We start from the raw sequence: 24,712 nt of genomic DNA on the forward strand, positions 1-24,712 counted from the left end.
GGCAGGTACTGTGCCCTGCCCTTCTTAATGCCTCAGATCATCGGCAGCTTCAACCCTTGCTCCCTCGCGCACTCGACTGCGACGTCGTATCCCGCATCCGCATGCCGCATCACCCCCGTCCCCGGATCATTCCACAACACCCGCGCAATCCGCTTATCCGCCGCCTCGCTCCCATCACACACGATCACCACCCCCGAGTGCTGGCTGTACCCCATCCCCACGCCACCGCCATGATGCAGCGACACCCAGGTCGCCCCACCGGCCACGTTGAGCATCGCATTGAGCAACGGCCAATCCGACACCGCATCACTCCCATCCTTCATCGCCTCGGTCTCGCGATTGGGGCTGGCGACGGATCCGGAATCCAAGTGATCCCGCCCGATCACCACCGGCGCCTTCAACTCCCCCTTCCGCACCATCTCATTGAACGCCAGCCCCAGCTTGTGCCGCTGCCCCAGCCCCACCCAGCAGATCCGCGCCGGCAACCCCTGAAAGCTGATCCGCTCCTTCGCCATATCCAGCCAGTTGTGCAGGTGCTTGTCGTCCGGAATCAGTTCCTTGACCTTCTGATCGGTCTTGTAGATGTCCTCCGGATCCCCCGATAGCGCGACCCAGCGGAACGGCCCGACACCTCGGCAGAACAACGGCCGCACGAACGCCGGCACGAACCCCGGAAAGGCAAACGCGTTCTCGCAGCCCTCATCCTTGGCCATCTGGCGGATGTTGTTGCCGTAGTCGAAGGTGGGGATGCCTTTCTCGTGGAAGGCGAGCATGGCCTCCACGTGCTGCTTCATCGAACGCTTGGCAGCATCGCGGGTGCCGTTGGGGTCGCTCTTGCGGCGCTCGAACCACTCTTCCACCGTCCAGCCGAGCGGCAGGTAGCCGTTGACCGGGTCGTGCGCGCTGGTCTGGTCGGTGACGGCGTCGGGCCGCACGCCGCGGCGCACCAGTTCGGGTAGGACTTCGGCCGCGTTGCCCAGCAGCGCGATGGACTTGGCTTCGCCGGCTTTCGTGTACTTCTCGATGCGCGCCAGCGCGTCGTCCAGGTCGGTGGCCTGCTCGTCGACGTAGCGCGTCTTCAGGCGGAAGTCGATGCGGCTCTGCTGGCATTCGATGGTGAGGCTGCAGGCGCCGGCCAGGCTCGCGGCCAGCGGCTGCGCGCCGCCCATGCCGCCCAGGCCCGCGGTGAGGATCCACTTGCCCTTGAGGCTGCCGTGGTAGTGCTGGCGGCCCATCTCCACGAAGGTCTCGTAGGTGCCCTGCACGATGCCCTGCGAGCCGATGTAGATCCAGCTGCCGGCCGTCATCTGGCCGTACATCATCAGGCCCTTCTTATCGAGCTCGTTGAAGTGCTCCCAGTTGGCCCAGGCCGGCACCAGGTTGGAGTTGGCGATGAGCACGCGCGGGGCGTCGGGGTGGGTCGGGAACACGCCGACCGGCTTGCCGGACTGCACCAGCAGGGTTTCGTCGTCGTTGAGCTCGCGCAGGGAGCGCAGGATGGCGTCGAAGCATTCCCAGTTGCGCGCGGCGCGGCCGATGCCGCCGTACACCACCAGCTCCGCCGGGTTCTCGGCCACCTCGGGATCGAGGTTGTTCTGGATCATCCGGTACGGCGCCTCGGTGAGCCAGCTCTTGCAGGTGAGCGTGCTGCCGCGCGGGGCGCGGATGGTGCGGGAGGTGTCGATGCGGGTGGGCGCGTTCATGGCCGGCTCTCCTTGAGGCAGATGGCCGAGTATAGCCAGCGGGCGCGCGGCGCTTCGCGGGTGGCATGACCCCTGGCCGTGGTGCGAGGCGGACGCGGCGCTAGACTCGCGGCACGCTGTCGACCGTCCCGTTCTGAGGAGATGCGCATGTTGCTTCGATCCGCTTTGCCATGGCTGACGCTGGCCGCGCTGGCGCCCGCCGCGATCGGTGCCGACGCGCCCCGGCTCGAACCCGCCCTCGCCGCCCGGTACCTGCAGGAAGCCGCGCAGCTTTGCCGTGCCGACGCGGGCCGGCTGTGGGGCAAGTCGCTGTGCGGGCCCACCTTGCTGGTGGAGCCGGCCACGCGCCGCGTCGTCGCCAACCAGGCGGATGCCGAGGGCCAGCTGCATGCCGAAGGCGGCGTGTTCGTGGGCACGCTGCCCACCAGCCAGACCATCGCCAACACCGCCGTGGACTGGGCCGGCGTGCACTGGAGCGAGATGCTCTGGCCGCTGCCGGACGAGGCGCCGGTGCGCCACACGATGATGGCGCACGAGGCGTTCCACCGAATCCAGGACAGCCTGGGACTACCCGCCGACGGGCGCGACGCTCCGCACATGGACACGCTGGAAGGCCGCTACACCGTGCAGCTGGAATGGCGCGCGCTGGACGCCGCGCTGGCGGCGAAGACCGATGCCGAGCGCCGCGCACACGCCGCCGATGCGCTGGCCTTCCGCGCCGCGCGCTACCAGCACTTTGCGCAGGCCGAGGCGGCCGAGACGGCGCTGGAACGCAATGAGGGGCTGGCCGAGTACACCGGCGTGATGGTCGGCAACCGCACCCTGGCCGAACAGCTGGCGATGGCGCACTACGACCTCACCTGGCACCCGAAGAACGACGCCACGTTCGCGCGCTCGTTCGCGTACCCGAGCGGACCGGCCTACGGCATCCTGCTGGATCGCTACCGGCCGGGCTGGCGCAAGGCGATCGTGCAGGGCGGCTCGCCCGCCGGCATGCTCGCGGCGGCGCTGCACGTGGACATGCATGCGAAGCCGGACATCGACGCCCGCGCGGCACGCTACGGCGGCCCCGCGCTGCTCGCCAGCGAGCGCGCCCGCGCCGATGCCCGCGCCCGGCAGGCCGCCGCGTACAAGGCGCAACTGGTCACCGGTCCGGTGCTGCACCTGCCGCTGAAGCACATGAAGGTGCAGTTCAACCCGAGCAACCTGATGCCGCTGGGCGACGCGGGCACGGTCTACCCGACCATGCAGGTGATCGACGACTGGGGCTCGATCGAGGTGAAAGGCGGCGCGCTGATGGCCGGCGACTGGACGCTGCTGACGGTGGCCGCGCCCGACGGCGACGCCAGGGGCGGCGAGCTGCACGGCAAGGGCTGGACGATGAAGCTTGCGCCGGGCTGGCAGGTGGTGGACGGCACGCGCAAGGGCGACCGGACGATCGCGGCAGGTGGCGCGCGCTAGCGGACGGCGCGGCAGGCCGCAATGGACGTCTTCCGAGACTGGCGGCAAGGCCGCGGGGCGGCCCTCAGCCCCGCGCGCGGCGCAGGCTCTCGGCAAGGCTTGCGCTGTCGTAGGGCTTGCACAGGATCACCGCGCCGTGGTGCCCTCCCCGGCTTTCCAGTTCGGCGTCGCCAGTGGCGAAGACCAGGCCGATGCCCGGCTGCATGCGGCGGGCGCGGTCGGCCAGGTCGGTACCCGACATGCCCGGCAAGCCGACGTCCGTGACCAGCACGTCGACCGGCTGTCCCTCGAGGACGGCGATGGCGTCCGGGCCGTACTCGGCCTCCACCACGTCGTGGCCGAGGTCGCGCAGCATGTCGGCGGCATCCATGCGGATGAGGGCGTCGTCTTCCACCAGCAGGATGGCCAGCGACCTTGCGCTGGACGACGCCCGCGACACCGCAGCCGATGCCCCAGGCGCCCGATCGGTGGGCTCGCGGCGATTCGATACGTGCTGGTCGTGCGGGCTGGTCATCGGCAACGGCGGATGCGGCAAAGGGATGCGTCGGCGCTACCGGTGGAGTCGCGGAGCGACCCAGGCCGGCGCGGCTGTCGGGCCCGCGCAACTAGCGGATCGGCAACTGGAACCTAAACGGTAGCACAACGGACCGTCGTACTTGGGATGGCAGGTATCCCCGACGTGGCCGGTTGGTGCGGGGTATGCAGGGCATGCGCAAGTCCGGACCGGCGTTGCGCCCGGCCGCCATGCGCGTTGGCTTGCCTGGTGAGCGCCGCTTGGCGCGCCGGGCCTGGCAAGGAGTCGATCCCAGCGGCGGCTTGCCCGCAGCATCTGGGCGTGCGGGGTGCATCGCGCGGCAGGACGCGGTCAAGTTCAGGCGCGGGGCAAGCTGGGAGGGTGTTGCTGCGATGTCTTGGCGCGGGCCTGTCAGCCGGGTCCGTCGCCCCCGGGCTCCTTCAATCCCAGCCGCTCCCACGTCACCTCGTTGTTGTTCTTGCGGCCGCGGATGCGACGCACCTTCCCCTGGGCCTGTATCACCGTGCAGTGGAGGCGCTCGGCGATCTGCTTGTAAGTGAACGCGCTCTCGCCGACGCGCACCAGCCCGGTGATGTTGGCCCGCTGCTTCGGCTGCGTCTGCTGGTAGGGGTTCTGGTAGGGATTGACTTGCATGACACCTCCGGATCGACCTGCACTCGCCGCCAGGCAAGCGTGCCGGGCGCTTCGTCAGGATCAGGTCGGTGCTCCGTGTGGACGGGCTAACACAGCCGGGAACGCAGTGGTCGCGGCAAAGAGAAAGGCGCCCGGGGGACCGGGCGCCTTAGGGGGGCGTAGCTGTTAGCTACCGTCTAGGCCGCGGGCGGGCTAGACGTGCAAAGGTTAACCAGCTCGTCGCACTCCGCCTGTGATGGTGCGCACATTCCGCGCGGGAGCTGGCCGGAACGCAGTGCACATTACCGCGCCTGGCAAAGACGCTCCCGACCTACTGCCCTGCAGCCGAAGCGCGCTTAGCGGCGGTCCCAGCCAGGGTCTTCGGCGTCTTTGGCTTGGCCAGCTTTTTGGGCGTCTTCTTGGCCGAAGCAGCCGCCTTCCTGGCAATCGGCTGCAGGGTCATCCTGAACCCGAGCGCGCGCACTACTTTGCCCACGGCGGCATATCCCGGCGACGCGCCTGGCTTCAGCGCCTTGTAAAGGCTCTCTCGCCCAACGCCCGCATCCTTGGCAAGCTGCGCCATGCCACGGGCTTTGGCTACGTGTCCGAGCGCCCTGAGAAGTTCGTCGTCGTCGCCATCGGCCATGACCCGGGAGAGGTACTCTGCAATGGCCTCCTCGCTGTCGAGGTGATCGGCCATATCGAAGGTCGTTAGCTGAAGGGTCATGTCAGGCCTCCTTTGCAAGCTGGGCAGCATGCTTGATGTCGCGCCGCTGGATCTTCTTGTCGCCACCGCAAAGCAGGAAGACGAGGGTGTTGCCACGCAGGGTGAATAGGCGCGGTAGCCCACGCCCACATCGATGCGCATCTCGGAAACGCCCTCGCCCACCGATTTCGCATCACCGAGATTGGCGGCAATGGCGATTCGCGCCCCTGAAATCGCGCAAACTTTTGTGCCAGGCGCCGAACTCTTTCGTCTGCTGGACGATGCAGGGCATGCAATCAAGTGCACCAGCCGGATACACATTGCAAGTTGCGCGGCGGTCGCTCCTGCCGTCAGGCGTGCTGACGACCCAAGCGACCTGATCCTGAACGAATGCAAAGCGCTCACGAAATCGAGCGCAAAGTTGCGCGCGACGAAAACATTTCGCGGTCGATCTGGCAGGCAAGGGACCCGCTTTACGGGGCCAGCCAGACCGCGCGGCCCGAACCAGGGGGACTATCGTCAGGGAGCGTCACCCATGAAAAACCAGAAGCTTGCCGGCGCGGCGTGCGCCATTCTGCTCGTTGCCTTGAGCGCCCCATCCGCCTTCGCGCAGAACGCCTCGAGCGCCTCGATCCTGTTTACGCGCACGAACATGCGCCCGATCGACAACACCAGCAACACGGTCTTGTATCGCGTCAGTCCGTCGGGTGGCACGGCGGTGCCGATGACACCCTCGACCATCCATGTCGACTACCGCGACGGTAGCTGGTCGCCGGGCGGCATCAGCTTGGTGTACGAGAAAGCCCCTCAGGCAACGTTCGGGCAAACCCAGTTGTTCGTCGTCGACCGGCAAGGCGGCCTGGCGCGCCAGATCACCACGGGGACCGGCCTGCACACCCAGCCGTCGTGGGGACCGGGCGCGGCGATCACGTTCGTGACCATGCGCAACGGCGACGCTTGCCTCGGCGCAGTACGGGCCGATGGCGCGAACCAGCGCATCCTGTTCTGCCCGCCACAGCGGACCGACCTGCGAACGCCCGGGAGCATGTCGACACCGCAGTGGACCGCCGACGGCAACCACGTCCTGATCGAGGCCTCCGCATGGGGCAAGGGACTGGAATCGGACTGGTACTCGCGCGTCTGGAAGGTGAACATCTCCACGGGCGCCGCCGAGAAAATCACCGAGCAGGCGTTCGGAGGAGCGCAGCACCTGACGATCGCGCCCGACGGCCGGCACGGCTTCTATCCCGAGGCGCGCACGCTGATCGACTTCCAGACCGGCACCCGCACGACGATACCCGTCGAAGGGCAAAGGGCGCTGTACTCCAAGGACGGAACCCGGATTGCATTCGTGCAATCCGTCCGGGGATCCGACCCGACCGCCGGCCTCGCGTACGGCGCCATCTTCATCATGGGCGCCAACGGCAACAACATACATCCGGCCATCACGGTGCCCGACCCTGACGCTCTCTACGCGATCGCGGATTGGTCCAAGGACAGCTCGAAGCTGCTGGTCATCAAGCTTGCCGACCTGCATAAGCTGCAGATCGTCAACCTGGCCACCGGCACCGCGACAAACGTGGTCGAGAACGGTGTCGCGGACAAGGGCGCCTGGTACCAACCGTGATGCGCCGGGCGTGTGCGCGGCATCGACCTGAACGATTGGCGTTGGTGCCCGGAGCGGGGATCGAACCCGCATAGCCTTGCGGCTGAGGGATTTTAAGTCCCTTGCGTCTACCAGTTTCGCCATCCGGGCGGACGGTGGGTGAGGCACCGGCATCCTAGCAGCAGGCGTTGGAGCGACCTACCCTTCGCCCGCCGATGTCGCTTGGTTGCGATGAACGAAGAAGGCCCGCCGGATGGCGGGCCTTCGGGTATTCGCGCAATGGAGGCCAGGGTCGGAATCGAACCGGCGTACACGGCTTTGCAGGCCGCTGCATGACCACTCTGCCACCTGGCCATCGCGCGCGGAGCGCGTGATCGCGGTCCGCTTAAAAAACAAAACCCCGGTGGTCCGAGGTTCTGGAAACTGGAGCGGGAAACGAGACTCGAACTCGCGACCCCGACCTTGGCAAGGTCGTGCTCTACCAACTGAGCTATTCCCGCGTCAGAGTCGGAAAGGATAGCAGAACGCGGCCGGATGTGAAGGCCTTGCCGACGGATCCGGCGGCTTCCGACGCGCCGTCCGAAACGACGAAGCCCCGGCAGGGCCGGGGCTTCGAAGAGAATCTGGAGCGGGAAACGAGACTCGAACTCGCGACCCCGACCTTGGCAAGGTCGTGCTCTACCAACTGAGCTATTCCCGCATCGGAGCCGCGCATTTTAGCGGCGAAAACGAACCCGTCAAGCCTCGGCACGCTTGCTGGTGCCAGGCTGCTTGGGCGGGTCGCCGCGCAGCGTCGGCCACGCCGCGCGCAGGTAGTGCATGCCCGACCAGATGGTCAGCGCGCCGGCGATCACCAGCAACCCTTCGCCGATGTGATACAGGCGCAACGCCTCGGCTTCCTTCTCGTGCTGCACGATCAGCACCACCAGCGCGATCATCTGCATGACGGTCTTGAGCTTGCCGATGAAGGCGACCTTGACCGTCGCGCGCATGCCGATCTCGGCCATCCATTCGCGCAGCGCGGAGATGCTGATCTCGCGGCCGACGATGACCGCCGCGGTGATCGCCATCAGGATGCCCGGCCAGCCGCCTCGATGCGCCTCGACCAGCAGGAAGAGCGTCACCGCGACCATCAGCTTGTCGGCCACCGGGTCGAGGAAGGCGCCGAAGGCGGAGGTCAGGTTCAGGCGCCGGGCCAGGTAGCCGTCCAGCCAGTCGGTGATGGCAGCAAGGATGAATACGATCGCGGCGGTGATGTTGTGCCCGCGGAAATTCCAGTAGAACACCACCACCATCACCGGCAGCAGCGCCACGCGGAACAGGGTCAGCCAGGTGGGCAGGTTGATGCGCATCGTCTTTCCGTCGGTTGGCAATCGTCAGTGTCGCATGAGGTTGCAGGCTACCCGTGCAAGGTGGCGTAAATGCGCTCGGCCAGGCCGCGGTCGATGCCCTTGATCGAGGCCAGCTCCTCCACGCCCGCCGCTTCCACGCCGGCCAGGCCGCCGAAGGCCTTGAGCAATGCCGCCCGGCGGCGTGCACCGATACCGGGCACGTCCTCCAGCACGCTGCGCTCGCGCGCCTTCTCGCGTCGCTTGCGGTGGCCGCTGATCGCAAAACGGTGGGCCTCGTCGCGCACGGCCGCGACCAGGTGCAGCGCCGGCGAGGCCGGGCCCGGATGGATCTCGCGGCCGGAATTGGCCAGCACCAGGGTTTCCTCGCCAGCGCGGCGGCCGGGGCCCTTGGCCACGCCCACCACGTCGATGCCGCCCACGCCCAGTTCGGCCAGCACGTCCAGCGCCTGCGCCACCTGCCCGCCGCCGCCGTCGATCAGCAGCACGTCGGGCTTGGCGCCCTCGCCCGCCGCCACCTTGCGGAAGCGCCGGGTGAGCGCCTGGTGCATGGCCGCGTAGTCGTCGCCCGGGGTGATGCCGGCGATGTTGAAGCGGCGGTAGTGGGATTTCTCCGGGCCTTCCGGCCCGAACACCACGCAGGAGGCGACCGTGGCCTCGCCCATGGTGTGGCTGATGTCGAAGCACTCGATGCGACGCGGTGGCTCGGGCAGTTCGAGCAGCTTCTGCAGGTCGTCGAAGCGCGCGCCGAGGGTCTGCCGGCTGGCCAGGCGCGAGGTCAGCGAGGCCTGCGCGTTGCGCTCGGCCATCTGCAGGAAGCGCGCACGTTCGCCGCGCACGCTGGACTTGATCTCCACCGCGTGGCCCGCCTGCTCGCACAGCACCTGCGCCAGCAACGCCTGGTCGGGAATGGGCTCGCCCAAAATCAGCTCGCGCGGTACCGGTCGCTCCAGGTAGTACTGCGCGACGAACTGGCCGAGCACGTCGGCCGGCTCGGTGTCCAGCGCCAGGCGCGGGAAGAAATCGCGCGTGCCCAGGCTGATGCCGTTGCGGAAGAACAACACGCTGACGCAGGCCATGCCGCCCTCGATGCGGCAGGCGATCACGTCCATGTCGGCGCTGGCGCCCTGCACGTGATGCTGCGCCTGCAGCTTGCGCAGCGCGGCCACCTGGTCGCGCAGCGCGGCGGCGCGTTCGAAGTGGAGTTCGCCGGCAGCCTTTTCCATGGCGGCGGCCAGCTCGTCGATCACCGCGCTGCTGCGGCCTTCCAGGAACATCTGGGCGTGGCGCACGTCGGCGCCGTAATCCTCGACCGAGACCAGCCCCACGCAGGGCGCGGTGCAGCGCCCGATCTGGTGCTGCAGGCACGGCCGCGAGCGGTTGCGGAAGTAGCTGTCCTCGCACTGGCGCACCTTGAACAGCTTCTGCATCAGGTTGAGGCTTTCGCGCACCGCGAAGGCGCTCGGGTATGGCCCGAAGAAGCGACCCTTGAGGTTCTTCGCGCCGCGGTGGAAGGCCAGGCGCGGGTAGTCCTCGCCGCCGGAGAGATAGATGTACGGATAGCTCTTGTCGTCGCGCAGCAGGATGTTGTAACGCGGCTTGAGCGACTTGATCAGCTGCGATTCGAGCAGCAGCGCCTCGCCTTCGGTGCGCGTGACGGTGATCTCGCAGCGCGCGATCTGCGAGACCATCGCGTTGATGCGCGGTTCCATGCGCGGCTTGAGGAAGTAGCTGCCGACGCGCTTCTTCAGGCTGCCGGCCTTGCCCACGTACAGGAGCTCGCCGTCGGCGTCGAAGTAGCGGTAGACGCCGGGCGAGGTGGTCAGGGTCTGGACGAAGGCCTTGCCGTCGAACGGCGGCGTCTGGGGCGAGGGCATGCGGTGATTCTAGCCGTTCCCGCAAGGGGCGCCGTGACCGTTGGCCGAACAGGTGGGCGCAAGGCGGACTTCAGCCGACCGGCGCTTCCCTGGAAAAAGCCGGCGGCTGAAACATGCGTTATCGCTGGGTGGCGAGCCAGCGCTCTGCCCGCTCCACGTCGGCCTCGGTGTCGATGCCGGGCGGGAACGGTTCGGGCGTCAGGCGCACGGCGATGGGGTAGCCGTGCTCGAGCACGCGCAGTTGTTCGAGCGACTCGGCCCGTTCCAGCGGCGTGCGCGACAGGCCGGTGTAGCGGGCGAGGAAGCCCGCGCGATAGGCATAGATGCCGATATGACGCAGGAACGGCACGCTTTCGGGCAAGGCGTCGCGGCCGATGGCGAAGGCGTCGCGGGCCCAGGGCAGCGGCGCGCGGCTGAAGTACAGCGCGCGTCCGTTCGCGCCGCGCACCAGCTTGACCACGTTCGGGTCGAACAGCTCGTGCGCATCGGTAACCGGCGTGGCGAGCGTGGCCATCGGGGCGTCGTCCTCGGCCAGCGCGCGAGCGACTTCGCGGATACCGGCGGCGGGCGCGAAAGGTTCGTCGCCTTGCAGGTTCACCACGACGGCATCGTCCGCCCAGCCGTAGTGGGCGGCCACTTCGGCCAGGCGGTCGCTGCCGGAGGCGTGGTCGGGGCGGGTCATGCAGATGTCCACGCCCTGCCCGGCCAGCGCCTCGGCGACGCGGGTGTCGTCCACCGCCACCACCACCTGGCCGGCGCCGGCCTGCAGGGCGCGCTGCGCCACGCGCACGACCATCGGCACGCCGCCGAGGTCGCGCAGCGGCTTGGCCGGCAGGCGGGTGGATCCGTAGCGGGCGGGGATGGCGACGATGAACGACGGGACGGCGGGCATGGCATGTCGGGTGGCTGGAAAGCGGCGAGCCTAGCATCGGCCTGGCCGTGAGCGTTCGTTTGATTCCCTCTCGCGCCAGGGGAGAGGGTGCCCCGGCAGGCGGGTGAAGGTTCGGGCGAAGCGAGACGTTACGCTCCGCCCGAACCCTCTCCCCCAGCCCCTCTCCCTGGTGGAGGGGAACGAAGGCGGCAAGCCAGGAGCGTTCGCTTGCTTCCCTCTCACGCCGGGAGAGGGTGCCCGGGAGCGGGCGCTGCGCTCCGCCCGACCCCCTCAACCCTCTCGCAGGAGAGGAGGAGGAAGAGCTACGCCTCCGAGAGCGCGAAGCCGCAGCCGTTGGCCAATTCCATGAAGCCGGGGAAAGACGTCGCGACGTTCAGGCAATCCTCGATGCGCACGCCACCCTTGGCCAGCAGGCCGGCCACGGCGAAGCTCATCGCCACACGATGGTCGCCGTGGCTTTCGACGGTGCCCGCACCGAACGCGCCGCCGGTGATGGCGGCGCCGTCGGGCGTCTCTTCCAGCTGCACACCCAGCGCGCGCAGGCCGGCGGCCATGCTCGCGATGCGGTCGGACTCCTTCACACGCAGCTCGGCCGCGCCGCGGACCACGGTCGTACCCCGCGCAGCCGAGGCCGCCACGAACAGCGCCGGGAATTCGTCGATCATGTCCGGCACCAGCGCTTCCGGCAGTTCGATGCCGTGCAGCGGCGCGTGGCGCACGCGCAGATCGGCCACCGGCTCGCCGCCGCTTTGGCGCTCGTCGTGCACCTCGATGTCGGCGCCCATCAGGCGCAGCGCCTGCAGCAGGCCGGTGCGGCGGGGGTTGAGGCCAACCGCGCGCAGCAGCAGGTCCGAACCGGGCACCAGGCTGCCGGCGACCAGGAAGAACGCCGCGGAGGAAAAATCCGCCGGCACGCGCACGTCGGTGGCACGCAGCGCGTGACCGCCACTCAGGCGGGCACGGCCGGGAGCGAACTCGACCGGCCAGCCGAACGCAACCAGCATGCGCTCGGTGTAGTCGCGCGTCGGATGGGGTTCGAGGATCTCGGTGTCACCCTCGGCGTAGAGGCCGGCCAGCAACAGTGCGGACTTCACCTGCGCACTGGCGACCGGCAATTCGTAGCGGATACCGCGCAGGTGCTGGCCGCCGTGGATCTGCAGCGGCGGCGTTCCCTCGTGCGTGTCGATGCGCGCGCCCATCCGGGCCAGTGGTTCGGTGACACGGCGCATCGGCCGGCGCGAGAGCGACGCGTCGCCCACCAGCGTCGAGTCGAATGCCTGTCCTGCCAGCAGGCCGGCCAACAGGCGCATGCCGGTGCCGGCGTTGCCGCAATCCAGCGGTCGGTCGGCGCGGCGCAGGCCATGCAGGCCCACGCCATGCACCATGCGCTCGCCCGGCGCTGGCGTCTCGATCGACACGCCCAGTTGCGCAAACACCGCAGCGGTGGCGCGGGTGTCCTCGCCCTCCAGGAAGCCGCTGATGCGCGAATCACCCTCGGCCAGCGCCGCCAGCATCAACGCGCGGTGCGAGACCGACTTGTCGCCGGGCACGGTCAGCGTGCCGCGCAGCGGTCGGGCCGGACGGCTGACCCAGTCCAGCCGCCCGGCGGTGTCGTTGCCGGCACTCACGGCAAGGCCACCGGGTAGGAGCCGAGCACCCGCACCTGCGTGGCAACCGGGCCCATGTCGCCGAGCGCGGCCTGCAGCGGCGCGTCGTCGATGTGGCCGGAGACGTCGATGAAGAACGCGTACTGCCACTTGCCGGTATGCGCCGGACGCGACTCGATCCGGTTCATGCTGACGCCGTGCTTGGCGAACGGGCTCAGCACGTCGTACAGCGCGCCTGGCTTGTCGTTGACGGTGATCAGCAGCGAGGTACGGTCGTTGCCCGAGGGCGGGAACAATGAGCGGCCGATCACCAGGAAGCGCGTGGTGTTGTCGGCGCGGTCCTCGATGCCCTCGGCCAGCGGCTTGAGACCGTAGACCTTGCCGGCGGTCCTGCCGGCGATGGCGGCCGCGTCGTCCGCATGCCGCGCCAGCCGTGCCGCTTCGGCATTGCTGCTCACCGCCACGCACTCGACGTCCGGCAGGTTGATGCGCAGCCAGGTCTTGCACTGCTGCAGCGACTGCGCATGCGCGAACACGCGCCGGATCTCGCCGAGCGCGGCAGCCCTGGACAGCAGGCACTGGTGCACGCGCAGCTCGACCTCGCCGCAGACACGCGCTTCGGAGGTGAGGAACATGTCCAGCGTCACCTGAATCATGCCCTGCCCCGAGTTCTCCACCGGCACCACGCCGAAGTCGGCGTGCCCGGCGGCGACCTCCTGGAAGACCTCCTCGATGCTGCCCAGCGGCAAGCCGTAGGCGGCGTGGCCGAAGTGCTTGCGCACCGCCTGCTCGCTGAAGGTGCCCTCGGGGCCGAGGAAGCCAACCTTGAGCGGGTCTTCCTGCGCCAGGCAGGAGGACATGATCTCGCGGAACAGCCGCACCATCTCGCCGTCGGACAGCGGTCCCTTGTTGCGGTCGACCACCATGCGCAGCACGTGCGCCTCGCGCTCAGGCCGGTAATAGTCGATCGCCGACAGGCCCTCACCCTTGACCCGCGCGACCTCCTGCGCCCAGTTGGCGCGCTCGGAGATCAGCTCCTGGATCTGGCGGTCGATGCTGTCGATGCGCTCGCGCACCTTGCCCAGCGATTCCTTGGGATCGGTCATTCAGGTGTCCAGCGGTATAGAAGTCCAAACGGTAGCAGGTACGCTCAGCCGTGGCGACGCGCGAAATCGTGCATGAAGGCCACCAACGCCTCGACCGCCTCCGGCGGCACGGCGTTGTACAGCGAGGCACGCATGCCGCCGAGCGCCTTGTGGCCCTTCAGCGCGAGCAGGCCGGCGGCCTCCGACTCGGCCAGGAACGCCGCATCCAGGGTGCCGTCTCGCAGGGTGAAAGGCACGTTCATGCGCGAGCGCGAGGCCGGCTCGACCGGGTTGCGGTAGAAACCGTCCGAGCCGTCGATCGCGCCGTAGAGCAGCGCCGCCTTGGCGCGGTTGCGCTTGCCGACGGCGGCCAGGCCACCCTGCCCCTTCAGCCACTGGAAGGTGAGCCCGGCCAGGTACCAGCCGAAGGTGTTGGGCGTGTTGAGCATCGAACCGGCCGCGGCGTGCTCGGCATAGCGGAAGATCCGCGCCATCGGCCGCCCCGGGCGCGCCAGCAGGTCGCGGCGCACGATCATCAGCACCAGGCCGGACGGGCCGATGTTCTTCTGCGCGCCGGCGTAGATCAGCCCGAAGCGGCGTACGTCCAGCGGCCCGGACAGGATGTTCGACGACATGTCCGCCACCAGCGGCACCTCGCCGACGTCGGGCACGTCATGGAACTCGACCCCGTGGATGGTCTCGTTGGGCGTGTAGTGCACGTAGGTGGCGCGCGGATCGAGCGCCCATCCCCGGCGCGGCGGCAGGTGCAGGTAGCCGTCGGCCTTGCTGCTGGCGGCCACGTTCACGCGCACGTATGGCATCGCCTCGCTGGCGGCCTTCTCGCTCCAGTGGCCGCTCAGGATGTAGTCGGCCGAGTCGTCCGGGCCGGCCAGGTTCATCGGGATCTGCGCGAAATGCTGGGTGGCGCCGCCCTGCAGGAACAGCACGGCATAGTCGTCGGGCACCTCGAGCAGTTCGCGCAGGTCCGCCTCGGCCTGCTCGGCCATGGCGATGAAGCGCTTGCCGCGGTGCGACTGCTCCATCACCGAGACGCCGCTGCCGTTCCAGTCCAGCAGCTCGCGCTGCGCCTGCTCGAGCACCGGCTGCGGCAACGCTGCCGGTCCCGCACTGAAGTTCCAGACCCTGCCCACGGGTGCGCGTCCAAAGTTGAGGAGCAGGCATTATGGCGCGGTGCAACATGGCGGCGTCAAATGATCTTTCCCGCCACCGCGCGCTTGGGTCGGAAGAGCCAAGTTCGCTAGTCTTGCCGCTTGCGTCTCTCGCCAAGCCCGCCTGCACCGTCGATGCCCACCGTCCGCTTCCACCCCGCCATCGCCGAGTTGCCCGCGGCGACCTGGGATGCGTTGGGGGGCGGCGCCAACCCGTTCGTTTCCCATGCCTTCCTGCATGCGCTGGAGCGAACCGGTTGCATCCGCCCCGAGTGGGGTTGGCAGGCGCACCACCTTGGCCTGTATGAGGGCGATCGCCTGGTGGCCGCCGCGCCGCTCTACCTCAAGGGCAACTCGCACGGCGAGTTCGTGTTCGACTGGAGCTGGGCCAGCGCGTGGGAGCGCGCCGGCGGAACCTACTATCCCAAGCTGCTCAACGCCGTGCCCTACTCGCCGGTACCCGGACCGCGGCTGCTCGCCGGCCACGGCGCGCACGCAGCGCAGTTGCGGCAGGCGCTGGTGGAGGCCATGCGCGCGGAGACCGAACGCCTGGGATTGTCTTCGGCGCACGCCAATTTCCTCGAGGGCGAGGAACTCGATGCCTTCGGCGGACACTGGCTGGCGCGCTCGGACGTGCAGTTCCACTGGCACAACCGCGGTTATCGCGATTTCGACGACTTCCTCGCCACGCTCAAGGCAAAGAAGCGCAAGAACATCCGCCAGGAGCGCGCGCACGTCCAGGCCTCCGGCCTGGACATCCGCATGCGCGGCGGCGCCAGCCTGGACGACGCTGACTGGCGCCAGATCCACGCATTGTATGGATCCACGTTCGATGCCAAGGGCAACCACGCGGCGCTGACGCCCGACTTCTTCAGGGCGCTGGGCGACCTGGGCGACGGGGTCCGGGTCGCCTGCGCGATGGACGGCGTGCGCATCGAGGCCATGGCGCTGTTCCTGCAGGGCAACACCACCCTGTACGGCCGCTACTGGGGCGCCCGCATCGACGTGCCCGGGCTGCACTTCGAGCTGTGCTACTACCTCGGTATCGAACACGCGATCACGCACGGCCTGCTGCGTTTGGAGCCCGGCGCGCAGGGCGAGCACAAGCTCGCGCGCGGCTTCGTTCCGGTGCGCACGCATTCGCGGCACTACCTGGCCCATCCGCAGTTCCGCCAGGCCGTGCGGGATGCGCTGGTCCACGAGGCGCACGCCATGGACGCCTACGTCGCCGAACTGGCCGAACACGCACCCTACGCCGGGGGCTGCGGGTGATCCGCCTGCCTCTGCTCGATCCGGCCTCGCCCGAGCGCTTCCCCGACCCGCGCCATGCGCTGGCCGAGCCGAACGGCCTGCTCGCCTTCGGCGGCGACCTGTCGCCGCGACGGCTGCTGGCCGCGTACGAGCGCGGCATCTTTCCCTGGTTCAACCCGGGCGAGCCGATCCTGTGGTGGTCGCCCGACCCGCGCTGCGTGTTCGACACGGCCACGCTCAAGGCCAATCGCAGCCTGCGCCGAACGCTCGCCGGCAAGGACTGGCGGGTCACCGTCGACGAGGCATTCGTGCGCGTGATGCGCGCCTGCGCCGCGCCACGCCCGGGCCAGCATGGAACCTGGATCGGGCCGGGCATCATCGAAGCCTACGCCTCGCTGCACACGCAGGGCCACGCGCACAGCGTGGAGGTGTGGGAAGGCGACGAGCTGGTCGGCGGACTCTACGGCGTGAGCGTGGGACGGTTGTTCTGCGGCGAATCGATGTTCAGCGCGCGCAGCGGCGGCTCGAAGCTGGCGCTGGTCGCGCTGGCCGGCTTGCTGCGCGATTGGGGTTTTCCGCTGCTCGATGCACAGGTGAGCAATCCGCACCTGCTTGGCCTGGGCGCGCGCGAGATTCCGCGCGAGGCGTTCCTGGCCCAGCTGCGGCGCCTGGCAGCGCAGCCGTTCGATGCCGTGCACTGGCGCAAGGCCTCGCCACGGGCGGCGGCCGATTGCCTCTAGGCGCGGCGTGCATCAGGCGTGCGCGGTCTGCATCGGCACGGTCGCGTCGACCATGCCCAGCGCCTTGATCTGTCGGTAGTTGTCGAGGAACAGCTGCACCAGTTGCGGATCGAGCTGGCTGCCGGCGGCGTTGCGCAGGTAGGCGAGCACCTCGTCCTCCGGCCAGGCCGGTTTGTACACGCGCGGGAAGCTCAGCGCATCCCACACGTCGACAATGCTGAAGATGCGCGCGGCCAGCGGTATCTCCTCGCCGCGCAAGCCGCGCGGGTAGCCCGTGCCGTCCCAGCGCTCATGGTGCGCGTAGGGGATGTCGGTCGCATTGCGCAGGAAGTCGACCTGTTCCATCAGCTCCCGGCCGATCTCCGGATGCCGGCGCATGTGCTCCATCTCGGCCTCGTCGAGCTTGCCCGGCTTGATCAGGATGGCGTCGGGAATGGCGAGCTTGCCGATGTCGTGCAACAGTGCACCGAACTTGAGCGCCAGCAGCGCGTCGTCCTGCATGCCGGTCAGGCGCGCCAGTCCCATCGCCATGCGCATGACGCGGTCGGAATGGTCGCGGGTTTCCTTGTGCCGGATGTCCATCGCCGAGACCAGCACACGCAGCGCCTGCTCGTGGCCGTGGACGAGCTGCCGGTTGGTTGCGGCCAGACGCTTGAGGTCCCGGCCGATCAGCCAGTACAGCACCACCCCGGTCAGGGCCACGAAGACCCAGCCCTTGATGCTCTGCGCCCAGGTCAGCCGCAGCGGATCATGGACCAGCACCGCGAGCGCGCGATCCGACAGCCAGATCCAAAGGGAAGCCAGCGCAACGTAGAGAGACGCAATCCTGAACTGCGGACTGATGGACACGCCAGGACTCCCAGGCACCGGAACGGCGCGGACGGCATTCTTTCGCGCGCAGGCGACACCTGTCGACAGAATGTCTGAAGGCTGTACACGCGCGTGTGAAACGCGTGACCTGGCTCACAGTTTCGGCGATCCGGACAGTTCCGCGAGAACTCAGCCCGTGCGCGTGGCGTACTTGCGCGCCACGTAGTCGTCCAGGATGCCGACGAACTCCTCGGCGATGCGCTCCCCACGCAGGGTCATGGCCTTTTCGCCGTCGATGAACACCGGCGCCGAGGGCGCCTCGCCGTTGCCCGGCAGGGAGATGCCGATGTTGGCGTGCTTGGATTCGCCCGGCCCGTTGACCACGCAGCCCATCACCGCGAGGGTGAGGTTCTCCACGCCGTCGTACATCACGCGCCATTCGGGCATCTTCGCGCGCACGTGGGTCTGCACCGTCTTGGCCAACTCCTGGAAGAACTCGCTGGTGGTGCGGCCGCAGCCCGGACAGGCGGTGACCAGCGGGGTGAACGCGCGCAGGCCCATGGTCTGCAGCAGTTCCTGCGCGACGATCACTTCCTGCGTGCGCGAGGCGCCCGGCTCGGGGGTGAGCGAGATGCGGATGGTGTCGCCGATGCCCTCCTGCAGCAGCACCGCCAGCGCGGCGGCCGAGGCAGTGATCCCCTTCGAACCCATGCCGGCCTCGGTCAGGCCCAGGTGCAGCGCGTAGTCGCAGCGGGCGGCCAGGTCGCGGTAGACCGCGATCAGCTCCTGCACGCCGGACACCTTGCAGGACAGGATGATGCGGTCACGCGGCAGGCCGAGTTGCTCAGCGCGCGCGGCCGAATCGAGCGCCGAGCGGATCAATGCCTCGCGCGCGACCACGCCCGCGTCCCATGGCTCGGCGCGCCGGCCATTCTCATCCATCAGGGTGGCGACCAGGCCCTGGTCGAGCGAGCCCCAGTTGGCGCCGATGCGCACCGGCTTGCCGTACTGGATGGCCTTCTCGATGATCGCGGCGAACTGGCTGTCCTTCTTCTTGCCGAAGCCGACGTTGCCGGGGTTGATGCGGTACTTGGCGAGCACCTCGGCGCAGGCCGGCTCGGCTTCCAGCAGCTGATGGCCGTTGTAGTGGAAGTCGCCCACGATCGGCACCTCCACGCCCATCATCGCCAGCCGTTCAGCGATGCGCGGCACCGCCGCCGCCGCGGCTGGGGTGTTCACCGTGATGCGCACGACTTCCGAGCCGGCGCGGGCCAGTTCGGCGATCTGTTTGGCGGTGCTTGCCGGGTCTTCGGTGTCGGTGTTGGTCATCGACTGGACCACGATCGGTGCGCCGCCGCCCACCATCACTTTGCCTACGCGCACGCCCACGCTTGGCCGGCGCGTCGCCGGACCGGCCGGGCGCGGTTGCTGGGAAACGGGTTCGCTCATGGTCGACATCGGGAGTACGCGGCGCTGGCTGCGGCAATGCACAAGAATACCACTCGCGGAGGACGCGCCCTGGCTTCCTCTCTCCTCCGGGGAGAGGGCCGGGTGGCGGCTCTTGCGGGGCTTTCCCGCGACTGGGCTCGCCTGCGGCGGGCTTCCGATCGCCACCGGCGCTCGGGTCACTTTTCTTTGCGGGGCCCAAAGAAAAGTAACCAAAAGAAACGGCCTGACTCAGCCCGGGGTGAGTAAAAAGCTAGGTGCCCCTGCGCCTTGTCGAGAGACTCTCTTGCTATTAGAGGAGCTGCCGCCGCTATACCGCGGGCGCTCGGGAGCTGAGGCGAGAGAGGGTTTGCTGGCTGCGTGTGGCTCGCCGCGGTGTCATGTCGTTTAAAGCGGGTGCATCAATCGGTCAATGGCTGCATGTGCTGTCCTCCGCGCTGCTGTCCGGCACCGGCATCGGCACCGCGTTCTACCTGCTGATGGTGAGCCTGCACCGCGACGTGCGCGTGGTGGCGGTGGTGGGGCGCTACGTGGTGATCGCCGACTGGCTGTTCACCGCGACCACGGTAGTGTTCCAGCCGCTGAGCGGCTTCTGGATGACGCACTGGGCGAAGATTCCCTGGCGCAGCGGCTGGGTGGGCTGGTCGGTGCTGCTGTATGCGCTGGCGGTGGCTTGCTGGCTGCCGGTGGTGGTGCTGCAGGTGCGCATGCGCGATCTGGCGACCGATGCGGCAGCGCGCGGACAGCCGCTGCCGCCGGCGTACTGGCGCGCATTCCTGTTCTGGGTCGCGCTGGGCGTGCCGGCGTTCTTCGCCTTTGTGGCGGTGTTCTATCTGATGGTGGTCAAGCCGCCTTTGTAGCCAGGTTCGGCCGCCCTCCGCTCGCGGCGTGTTGCGACTAAGCGCAGCGGCGCAGGGCGGCGAGGACGAGGCGCTGTTGCAGGCGCTCGCCGAAGCCCCGGGGACGGGCCAGCTGCATGCGTTCCAGCGCCACCGCCTCGCCCGCCACTACTTCGCCGGGCCGCGCCAACGCCTTCGCCAGCATGAGGCGCCCGCGCCACGTCGCGCCCTGCTCCTTCAGCCAGCTGAGCGCGGGCAGCAGTTGCTGCTCCACCTGGTCGAAATCGCTGCCGAACGGGAACGTTGGCAGCATGCCGGCACGACGCAGCGGTGCCAGCGCCTCGGCCAGGCATTCGGGCCGATGCCGGCGCCAGGCGTCGGGGATGCTGAACCCGGGCGCGAGCTTGCCGTTCGCCTTGGCCTCGGCCGCCAGTGCGTCGAGGAAGCGAGCGTCGCAGATCGACAGCATCGCCTCGATGCACTCGCTGTCGCTCTTGCCGCGCAGGTCGGCAGCACCGTACTCGGTCACCACGACGTCGCGCAGGTGGCGCGGGATGGTGGTGTGGCCATAGTCCCAGCGGATGTTGGTGCGCACCTCGCCGCCCTCCTTGCGGGTCGCGCGCAGCAACAGGATCGAACGGCCATCGTCCAGCTCGTGCGCCATCGCCACGAAGTTGTACTGCCCGCCCACCCCGCTGACCACCTGGCCGTCCTCCAGCGCGTCCGACACGGCGGCGCCGAGCAGCGTGGCCATCATGCAGGTGTTGAAGAAGCGCGCGCCGCGGCGCTGCAGCGCCGCCAGGCTCTGGTGGTCGCCGTAGAGCTGGTTGACGTTGGAGACCGGGCACATGTCGATCGCGTCCGGGTCGGTCGCCTCGGTGGCGCCGAGCCATGCGTACAGCTCGCGGCTGCCCAGGAAGAACGCGCCGCGCAGGTAATGCCCGCCGGGCGTGGCGGGGTTCAGGCGTCCGGCCGCGGCGGCCTTCTCCAGCGCCAGGTTGTCCCAGCTGCGGCGCTTGAGAATTCCGGCTCGGGCCAGATGCATGAAGCCGTCCATGACCATTTCGCTGGCGCCGTACACGCCCGCCTCGAAGGGCTCCAGCCCGCCGATGCGGCGGGCCAGCTCGAACGTCGGGCTCTCGCCGTCGAGCGCGCGCAGGCCGTCGCGCCAGGCGGTGTTGTCCTGCTGGCGCAGCAGCAGGCATTTCACCAGCGCATCGGACAGCGCGCCGATGCCGATCTGCAGACAGCCGCCATCCCTGACCAGCGAACTCGCGTGGAGGCCGATGGCGTACTCGGCCAGGCCCACCGGCGTGCGCGGCAAGGTGAACAGGCGCGGCGACTGCGGCGGCGCCAGCTCCATGTCGAAGAATCTCTCCGCCACCTCCGCGTGGCCGCTCATGTACGGCAGGTCCGGATGCACCACCGCCACACACATCGGCCGCGGCTTGCCGGCGCGTTCGCATTGCGCCAGGAAGTCGAGCGTCAGGTCCGGGTTGCACGAGAGGCTGTAGCGCACGCCTTCGGGCGTCTCGCGCCGGGCCACCAGTTGCACCAGCAGGTTCACGTCCTGCGCGGCCAGGTCGCGCGCCACGTGCGTGTAGTTCTGGCTGATGTAGTCGCGCTGCGCCCGCGGCGCGTGCAGCAGCGCGCCGGACAGCAGGTAGAACTCGTGCACCGCCACGTTGGCCGGCAGCGCGTGGCGCTGCTCGGCCAGCGCGTATGCCGGATCCTCGAAATCGGCGCCGAAGTGCCGCTCCAGGAACGGAGCGAGGAAGCGTTGCTCCAACCCGGGCGCGGGCCGTGGCCGCATCAGCGAAAGCGCGGTGTAGAGGGTCAGCGCGCGGGCCGGGTCGGCCACGGTCAGCCGGTAGAGCGCGTTGAGCAGGCCATGCGGCTTGCCAAGGCCCAGCGGCGCGGCGACGCACAGGTGCGGGCCCAGCCGGTCGGCGATGAGCTGTGCGCAGGCGGCGGTGTCCGTAAGGCGCGCGGGCGGCATGCGCGGATCATGGCAGAAGCCGGGCGCGGCGCGCATCAAAGTCGCGACCTTCGCACACGGACCATGTCCTACACTCAGGGCCATGGCGACGACTCCGCTGATTCCTTCCGCGCCCAGCCGCTTCCTGGCCGAACAGGCCTTGAGCCGCGCCGCCGGCGCGCCGCTGATCGGCGGCAATGCAGTCGAACTGCTGATCGACGCCCAGGCGCATTTCGACGCCTGGCTGGAGGCCATTCGCGGCGCCCGCCAGCGGGTGCTGCTGGAGAATTACCTGATCAGCGACGACGTGGTCGGCCGCGCCTTCCGCGACGCGCTGGTCGAGCGCGCGCGGGCCGGCGTCACGGTGGCGGTGGTGTGCGACTGGCTCGGCTGCCTGGGCCAGTCCGGCTACGCCTTCTGGCAACCGCTGCGCCGCGCCGGCGGCGAGGTGCGCGTGTTCAACCCGCCGCAGCTGGGCAAGCCGTTCGGCTGGATCACCCGCGACCACCGCAAGCTGCTGGTGGTCGACGGCTCGCTGGGATTCCTCTCCGGCGTATGCATCAGCGCGCGCTGGCTGGGCAACGCGGCGCGCGGCGTGCCGCCCTGGCGCGATACCGGCGTGGCGCTGCACGGTCCGGCGGTGGGCGAGCTGGAACAGGCCTTCGCGCAGAGCTGGGCCAGCCTGGGCAAGCCGCTGCCGCTGCCGCTACCGGAGGACAGGACGGCCGGCGACATCGCCTTGCGCGTGATCGCCACCCAGCCGGCCACCGCCGGCATGTACCGGCTCGACCAGCAGGTTGCCGCGATGGCGCGCCACACGCTGTGGATCACCGACGCCTACTTCGTCGGCATGGCGCCCTACGTGCAGGCTTTGGCGTCGGCCGCGCGCGACGGCGTGGACGTGCGCCTGCTGGTGCCGGGCACCAGCGACATCCCGCTGGTCGCCGGCATGTCACGCTCGGGCTACCGGCCGCTGCTCAAGGCGGGCATCCGCGTGTTCGAGTGGAACGGCTCGATGCTGCACGCCAAGACGGCGGTGGCCGATGGGCAATGGGCGCGCGTGGGCTCGTCCAACCTCAACATCGCCAGCTGGCTGGGCAACCGCGAGATCGACGTGGCGGTCGAGGACACCGGCTTCGCGGGCCAGCTTGCCGCGCAGTACGAACGCGACCTGGCCAACGCCACCGAGATCGTGCTCGCGCCGCGTCGGCGCCGCCCGCACATCGCGCACGTGAAAAGCAGCACCACACGCCCGCCGCGGCCCAAACGTCCGGGTGGCAGCACCAGCCGTGCGGCGGCCGGCGCCCTGCGCATCGCCAACACCGTCGGCGCCGCGCTGACCGACCGCCGTGTGCTCGGCGACACCGCGCGTGGTCCGCTGCTGGCCGGCATCGCCGTGCTGGCCGTGCTGGCGGCGGTGGCGCTGGTCTGGCCGAAGGCGGTGAGCTGGCCGATCGCGCTGCTGTCGGCATGGTTCGCGCTCAATCTGGCGATCCGGGTCTGGCGGTTGCGCAGGCGCCGCGACTAGGCGCCATCCGCAGGCTGGTTGCGGGGGGCGATCGCTACATGAGGCAGTCCCTGCACTTGTCCGCCCAAGCGCATGTTCGGCAAGCGCTTCGTGCTAGGCTCGACGGTCCATGCGCACCCCCGACCACCCGACGGCTCCGCCGCGCAACATCCTCACGCCGAGCACCCTCAACCGGCTGGTGCGCGGGCTGCTGGAGGACGCGCTGCCGCTGGTGTGGATCGAGGGTGAGCTGTGCAACGTGTCGCGCCCGGCCTCGGGGCATCTCTACTTCACCCTGAAGGACGCCGGCGCCCAGGTGCGCGCGGCGATGTTCAAGCCCAAGAGCAGCTGGCTGCGCTTCAAGCCGGCCGACGGCATGCACGTGCTGGTGCGCGCGCGGGTCGGGCTGTACGAGCCGCGCGGCGAGTTCCAGCTGGTTGCCGAACACATGGAACTCGCGGGTGAAGGTGCGCTGAGGCGCGAGTTCGAGCTGCTCAAGGCCAAGCTCGATGCCGAGGGCCTGTTCGAGCCGTCGCGCAAGCGTCCCCTGCCCCGCTACGTACGGCGGATCGGCGTGATCACCTCGGCGACGGGCGCGGCGATCCGCGACGTGCTGAGCGTACTGCGCCGGCGTTGGCCGCTGGTCGAGGTCGAGGTGCTGCCGGTGCCGGTGCAGGGCCGCGAGGCGCCGCCGGCGATCGCGGCGATGCTGCGCAAGGCTTCGGCCAGCGCGCGCCATGACGTCATTCTGCTCACCCGCGGCGGCGGCTCGCTGGAAGACCTGGCTGCCTTCAGCGACGAGGCCGTCGCCCGCGCCGTGCATGCCAGCGCCATCCCGGTCGTGAGCGCGGTGGGCCACGAAATCGATTTCTCCATCGCCGACTTCGTCGCCGACCTGCGCGCGGCCACGCCGTCGGCAGCGGCCGAGCTGCTCGTGCCCGACGCGCTGGCCCTGCGCCGCCATCTCGGGCAACTCGCGCAACGCCTGCAGTTGCTCGAGCAGCGGCGGCTACAGGCGCAGACCCAGCGCGTCGACCATCTGTTTGCGCGCCTACAGGCACAGCGGCCGCAAGCACGGCTGGCGCGCGACCGCGAGCGGCTCGAACAGCTGCATCGCCGCCTGTATGGCGCGCTGCGCGAACAGGCCCGCAGCCGCGCCAACCGTCTTGATCGCCTGCATGCGCGGCTGTTGGCGCAGCACCCGCGCCAGCGCCTTCAGTTGCTGCAGCGTCGCCTGGCCGAGCGCGAGCGCTCGCTGCTGCAGTGCATGAGCCATCGCCTCGAACGCGCGCGCCTGACGCTCCGCCAGTCGGCGCGCGCGCTGCAGGCAGTCAGCCCGCTGGCCACACTGGAGCGCGGTTACGCAATCGTGTTCGACAGCGACGGGCGCGTCCTGCGGACGGCGAAGCATTCGCCACCGGGCACGCCATTGCGCGCACGGCTGGCCGACGGCGAGCTTTCGCTCAAGGTCACCGACAACCCATAGGGCTTCGGCCCACCTCCGGCGCACCGTTGTTGGGCCGAAACCCGCGCTACGGC

Annotated in this window: 20 protein-coding genes and 4 tRNA genes; 7 read left to right on the forward strand and 17 right to left on the reverse strand. The window is 69.3% G+C overall.

What is annotated here, in order from left to right:
- Positions 1-32: 32 nt before the first annotated feature.
- Entirely contained in the window at positions 33-1,703 is a 1,671-nt protein-coding gene (hutU, locus tag BMZ38_RS00070) for a urocanate hydratase (RefSeq protein ID WP_091332700.1), read from the reverse strand.
- A 147-nt stretch (positions 1,704-1,850) separates the two neighbouring features.
- On the opposite strand from hutU, the gene BMZ38_RS00075 reads away from it, so the two are divergent.
- Entirely contained in the window at positions 1,851-3,164 is a 1,314-nt protein-coding gene (locus BMZ38_RS00075) for a hypothetical protein (protein ID WP_245747130.1), read from the forward strand.
- A 64-nt stretch (positions 3,165-3,228) separates the two neighbouring features.
- Here BMZ38_RS00075 and BMZ38_RS00080 read toward each other — a convergent pair whose 3' ends face one another.
- The 3 genes from BMZ38_RS00080 to BMZ38_RS00090 form a co-directional block, all read right to left on the reverse strand.
- Positions 3,229-3,678: a response regulator gene (locus BMZ38_RS00080; protein WP_091461899.1), complete on the reverse strand. Its 450-nt coding sequence runs from the start codon at positions 3,676-3,678 to the stop codon at positions 3,229-3,231.
- A 411-nt stretch (positions 3,679-4,089) separates the two neighbouring features.
- A complete protein-coding gene (locus tag BMZ38_RS00085) occupies positions 4,090-4,332 on the reverse strand; it encodes a hypothetical protein (RefSeq protein WP_091332705.1) in 243 nt (80 codons plus the stop codon).
- A 310-nt stretch (positions 4,333-4,642) separates the two neighbouring features.
- Positions 4,643-5,038 (reverse strand): addiction module antidote protein, encoded by a 396-nt coding sequence (locus tag BMZ38_RS00090; protein WP_091332708.1) that lies wholly within the window; start codon positions 5,036-5,038, stop codon positions 4,643-4,645.
- A gap of 514 nt (positions 5,039-5,552) precedes the next feature.
- Here BMZ38_RS00090 and BMZ38_RS00100 point away from each other — a divergent pair.
- Entirely contained in the window at positions 5,553-6,644 is a 1,092-nt protein-coding gene (locus BMZ38_RS00100) for a TolB-like translocation protein (protein WP_091332710.1), read from the forward strand.
- 42 nt (positions 6,645-6,686) lie between these two features.
- On the opposite strand, the gene BMZ38_RS00105 is transcribed toward BMZ38_RS00100, so the two are convergent.
- The 10 genes from BMZ38_RS00105 to serC all read right to left on the reverse strand — a co-directional run bounded on the left by BMZ38_RS00105 (position 6,687) and on the right by serC (position 14,584).
- Positions 6,687-6,773 (reverse strand) — tRNA-Leu (locus BMZ38_RS00105).
- Between the two features lie 130 nt (positions 6,774-6,903).
- Positions 6,904-6,977, reverse strand: a tRNA-Cys gene (locus BMZ38_RS00110).
- A 70-nt stretch (positions 6,978-7,047) separates the two neighbouring features.
- A tRNA-Gly gene (locus BMZ38_RS00115) sits at positions 7,048-7,123 on the reverse strand.
- 124 nt (positions 7,124-7,247) lie between these two features.
- Positions 7,248-7,323, reverse strand: a tRNA-Gly gene (locus BMZ38_RS00120).
- Positions 7,324-7,360: 37 nt separating this feature from the next.
- Positions 7,361-7,975 (reverse strand): CDP-diacylglycerol--glycerol-3-phosphate 3-phosphatidyltransferase, encoded by a 615-nt coding sequence (pgsA, locus tag BMZ38_RS00125; protein WP_091332712.1) that lies wholly within the window; start codon positions 7,973-7,975, stop codon positions 7,361-7,363.
- Positions 7,976-8,022: 47 nt separating this feature from the next.
- The gene (uvrC, locus tag BMZ38_RS00130; protein WP_091332714.1) at positions 8,023-9,849 is read right to left on the reverse strand and encodes an excinuclease ABC subunit UvrC; all 1,827 of its coding nucleotides are present in this window, start codon (positions 9,847-9,849) and stop codon (positions 8,023-8,025) included.
- A gap of 118 nt (positions 9,850-9,967) precedes the next feature.
- Positions 9,968-10,741 (reverse strand): 3-deoxy-manno-octulosonate cytidylyltransferase, encoded by a 774-nt coding sequence (gene kdsB, locus BMZ38_RS00135; protein ID WP_091332716.1) that lies wholly within the window; start codon positions 10,739-10,741, stop codon positions 9,968-9,970.
- 302 nt (positions 10,742-11,043) lie between these two features.
- Entirely contained in the window at positions 11,044-12,369 is a 1,326-nt protein-coding gene (aroA, locus tag BMZ38_RS00140; protein WP_245747131.1) for a 3-phosphoshikimate 1-carboxyvinyltransferase, read from the reverse strand.
- The gene (gene pheA, locus BMZ38_RS00145; RefSeq protein ID WP_091332719.1) at positions 12,366-13,454 is read right to left on the reverse strand and encodes a prephenate dehydratase; all 1,089 of its coding nucleotides are present in this window, start codon (positions 13,452-13,454) and stop codon (positions 12,366-12,368) included. The genes aroA and pheA overlap by 4 nt, the downstream gene beginning before the upstream one ends.
- A gap of 44 nt (positions 13,455-13,498) precedes the next feature.
- Positions 13,499-14,584, reverse strand: coding sequence for a 3-phosphoserine/phosphohydroxythreonine transaminase (gene serC / locus BMZ38_RS00150; RefSeq protein ID WP_091332721.1), 1,086 nt, complete (start codon positions 14,582-14,584; stop codon positions 13,499-13,501).
- A 153-nt stretch (positions 14,585-14,737) separates the two neighbouring features.
- Between serC and BMZ38_RS00155 the strand changes: the two genes are divergently transcribed.
- Together BMZ38_RS00155 and aat are read left to right on the forward strand one after the other, a co-directional pair.
- Positions 14,738-15,874, forward strand: coding sequence for a GNAT family N-acetyltransferase (locus BMZ38_RS00155; protein WP_091332722.1), 1,137 nt, complete (start codon positions 14,738-14,740; stop codon positions 15,872-15,874).
- On the forward strand, positions 15,871-16,593 hold the full coding sequence (gene aat / locus BMZ38_RS00160; RefSeq protein ID WP_091332724.1) for a leucyl/phenylalanyl-tRNA--protein transferase: 723 nt from the start codon (positions 15,871-15,873) through the stop codon (positions 16,591-16,593). Before BMZ38_RS00155 ends, aat begins: the two co-directional genes overlap by 4 nt.
- A 12-nt stretch (positions 16,594-16,605) precedes the next feature.
- Here the strand turns inward: aat and BMZ38_RS00165 are convergent, their stop codons facing one another.
- Both BMZ38_RS00165 and ispG read right to left on the reverse strand, forming a co-directional pair.
- The gene (locus BMZ38_RS00165; RefSeq protein WP_091332727.1) at positions 16,606-17,442 is read right to left on the reverse strand and encodes an HD-GYP domain-containing protein; all 837 of its coding nucleotides are present in this window, start codon (positions 17,440-17,442) and stop codon (positions 16,606-16,608) included.
- A 150-nt stretch (positions 17,443-17,592) separates the two neighbouring features.
- Entirely contained in the window at positions 17,593-18,852 is a 1,260-nt protein-coding gene (gene ispG / locus BMZ38_RS00170) for a flavodoxin-dependent (E)-4-hydroxy-3-methylbut-2-enyl-diphosphate synthase (RefSeq protein WP_091332729.1), read from the reverse strand.
- A gap of 377 nt (positions 18,853-19,229) precedes the next feature.
- On the opposite strand from ispG, the gene BMZ38_RS00175 reads away from it, so the two are divergent.
- Complete coding sequence (locus BMZ38_RS00175) at positions 19,230-19,709, forward strand: DUF2269 family protein (RefSeq protein ID WP_091332731.1); 480 nt, start codon at positions 19,230-19,232, stop codon at positions 19,707-19,709.
- A 37-nt stretch (positions 19,710-19,746) separates the two neighbouring features.
- On the opposite strand, the gene BMZ38_RS00180 is transcribed toward BMZ38_RS00175, so the two are convergent.
- Entirely contained in the window at positions 19,747-21,723 is a 1,977-nt protein-coding gene (locus tag BMZ38_RS00180; protein ID WP_245747132.1) for an acetyl-CoA hydrolase/transferase C-terminal domain-containing protein, read from the reverse strand.
- Positions 21,724-21,769: 46 nt separating this feature from the next.
- Between BMZ38_RS00180 and BMZ38_RS00185 the strand changes: the two genes are divergently transcribed.
- Both BMZ38_RS00185 and xseA read left to right on the forward strand, forming a co-directional pair.
- On the forward strand, positions 21,770-23,194 hold the full coding sequence (locus BMZ38_RS00185) for a phospholipase D-like domain-containing protein (RefSeq protein ID WP_091332733.1): 1,425 nt from the start codon (positions 21,770-21,772) through the stop codon (positions 23,192-23,194).
- A 109-nt stretch (positions 23,195-23,303) separates the two neighbouring features.
- On the forward strand, positions 23,304-24,659 hold the full coding sequence (gene xseA / locus BMZ38_RS00190; protein ID WP_091332735.1) for an exodeoxyribonuclease VII large subunit: 1,356 nt from the start codon (positions 23,304-23,306) through the stop codon (positions 24,657-24,659).
- Positions 24,660-24,712: the final 53 nt, after the last annotated feature.

Origin of the sequence: Frateuria terrea, from assembly GCF_900115705.1 — a bacterium.
In the GTDB taxonomy this organism is placed as follows: domain Bacteria; phylum Pseudomonadota; class Gammaproteobacteria; order Xanthomonadales; family Rhodanobacteraceae; genus Frateuria_A; species Frateuria_A terrea.

What these genes read in the sequence shown, in the direction of transcription:
- hutU (WP_091332700.1), bottom strand. Translation starts at nt 1,703, where the DNA reads ATGAACGCGCCCACCCGCATCGACACCTCCCGCACCATCCGCGCCCCG.
- BMZ38_RS00075 (WP_245747130.1), top strand. Translation starts at nt 1,851, where the DNA reads ATGTTGCTTCGATCCGCTTTGCCATGGCTGACGCTGGCCGCGCTGGCG.
- BMZ38_RS00080 (WP_091461899.1), bottom strand. Translation starts at nt 3,678, where the DNA reads ATGACCAGCCCGCACGACCAGCACGTATCGAATCGCCGCGAGCCCACC.
- BMZ38_RS00085 (WP_091332705.1), bottom strand. Translation starts at nt 4,332, where the DNA reads ATGCAAGTCAATCCCTACCAGAACCCCTACCAGCAGACGCAGCCGAAG.
- BMZ38_RS00090 (WP_091332708.1), bottom strand. Translation starts at nt 5,038, where the DNA reads ATGACCCTTCAGCTAACGACCTTCGATATGGCCGATCACCTCGACAGC.
- BMZ38_RS00100 (WP_091332710.1), top strand. Translation starts at nt 5,553, where the DNA reads ATGAAAAACCAGAAGCTTGCCGGCGCGGCGTGCGCCATTCTGCTCGTT.
- pgsA (WP_091332712.1), bottom strand. Translation starts at nt 7,975, where the DNA reads ATGCGCATCAACCTGCCCACCTGGCTGACCCTGTTCCGCGTGGCGCTG.
- uvrC (WP_091332714.1), bottom strand. Translation starts at nt 9,849, where the DNA reads ATGCCCTCGCCCCAGACGCCGCCGTTCGACGGCAAGGCCTTCGTCCAG.
- kdsB (WP_091332716.1), bottom strand. Translation starts at nt 10,741, where the DNA reads ATGCCCGCCGTCCCGTCGTTCATCGTCGCCATCCCCGCCCGCTACGGA.
- pheA (WP_091332719.1), bottom strand. Translation starts at nt 13,454, where the DNA reads ATGACCGATCCCAAGGAATCGCTGGGCAAGGTGCGCGAGCGCATCGAC.
- BMZ38_RS00155 (WP_091332722.1), top strand. Translation starts at nt 14,738, where the DNA reads ATGCCCACCGTCCGCTTCCACCCCGCCATCGCCGAGTTGCCCGCGGCG.
- ispG (WP_091332729.1), bottom strand. Translation starts at nt 18,852, where the DNA reads ATGAGCGAACCCGTTTCCCAGCAACCGCGCCCGGCCGGTCCGGCGACG.
- BMZ38_RS00175 (WP_091332731.1), top strand. Translation starts at nt 19,230, where the DNA reads ATGTCGTTTAAAGCGGGTGCATCAATCGGTCAATGGCTGCATGTGCTG.
- BMZ38_RS00180 (WP_245747132.1), bottom strand. Translation starts at nt 21,723, where the DNA reads ATGCGCGCCGCGCCCGGCTTCTGCCATGATCCGCGCATGCCGCCCGCG.
- BMZ38_RS00185 (WP_091332733.1), top strand. Translation starts at nt 21,770, where the DNA reads ATGGCGACGACTCCGCTGATTCCTTCCGCGCCCAGCCGCTTCCTGGCC.
- xseA (WP_091332735.1), top strand. Translation starts at nt 23,304, where the DNA reads ATGCGCACCCCCGACCACCCGACGGCTCCGCCGCGCAACATCCTCACG.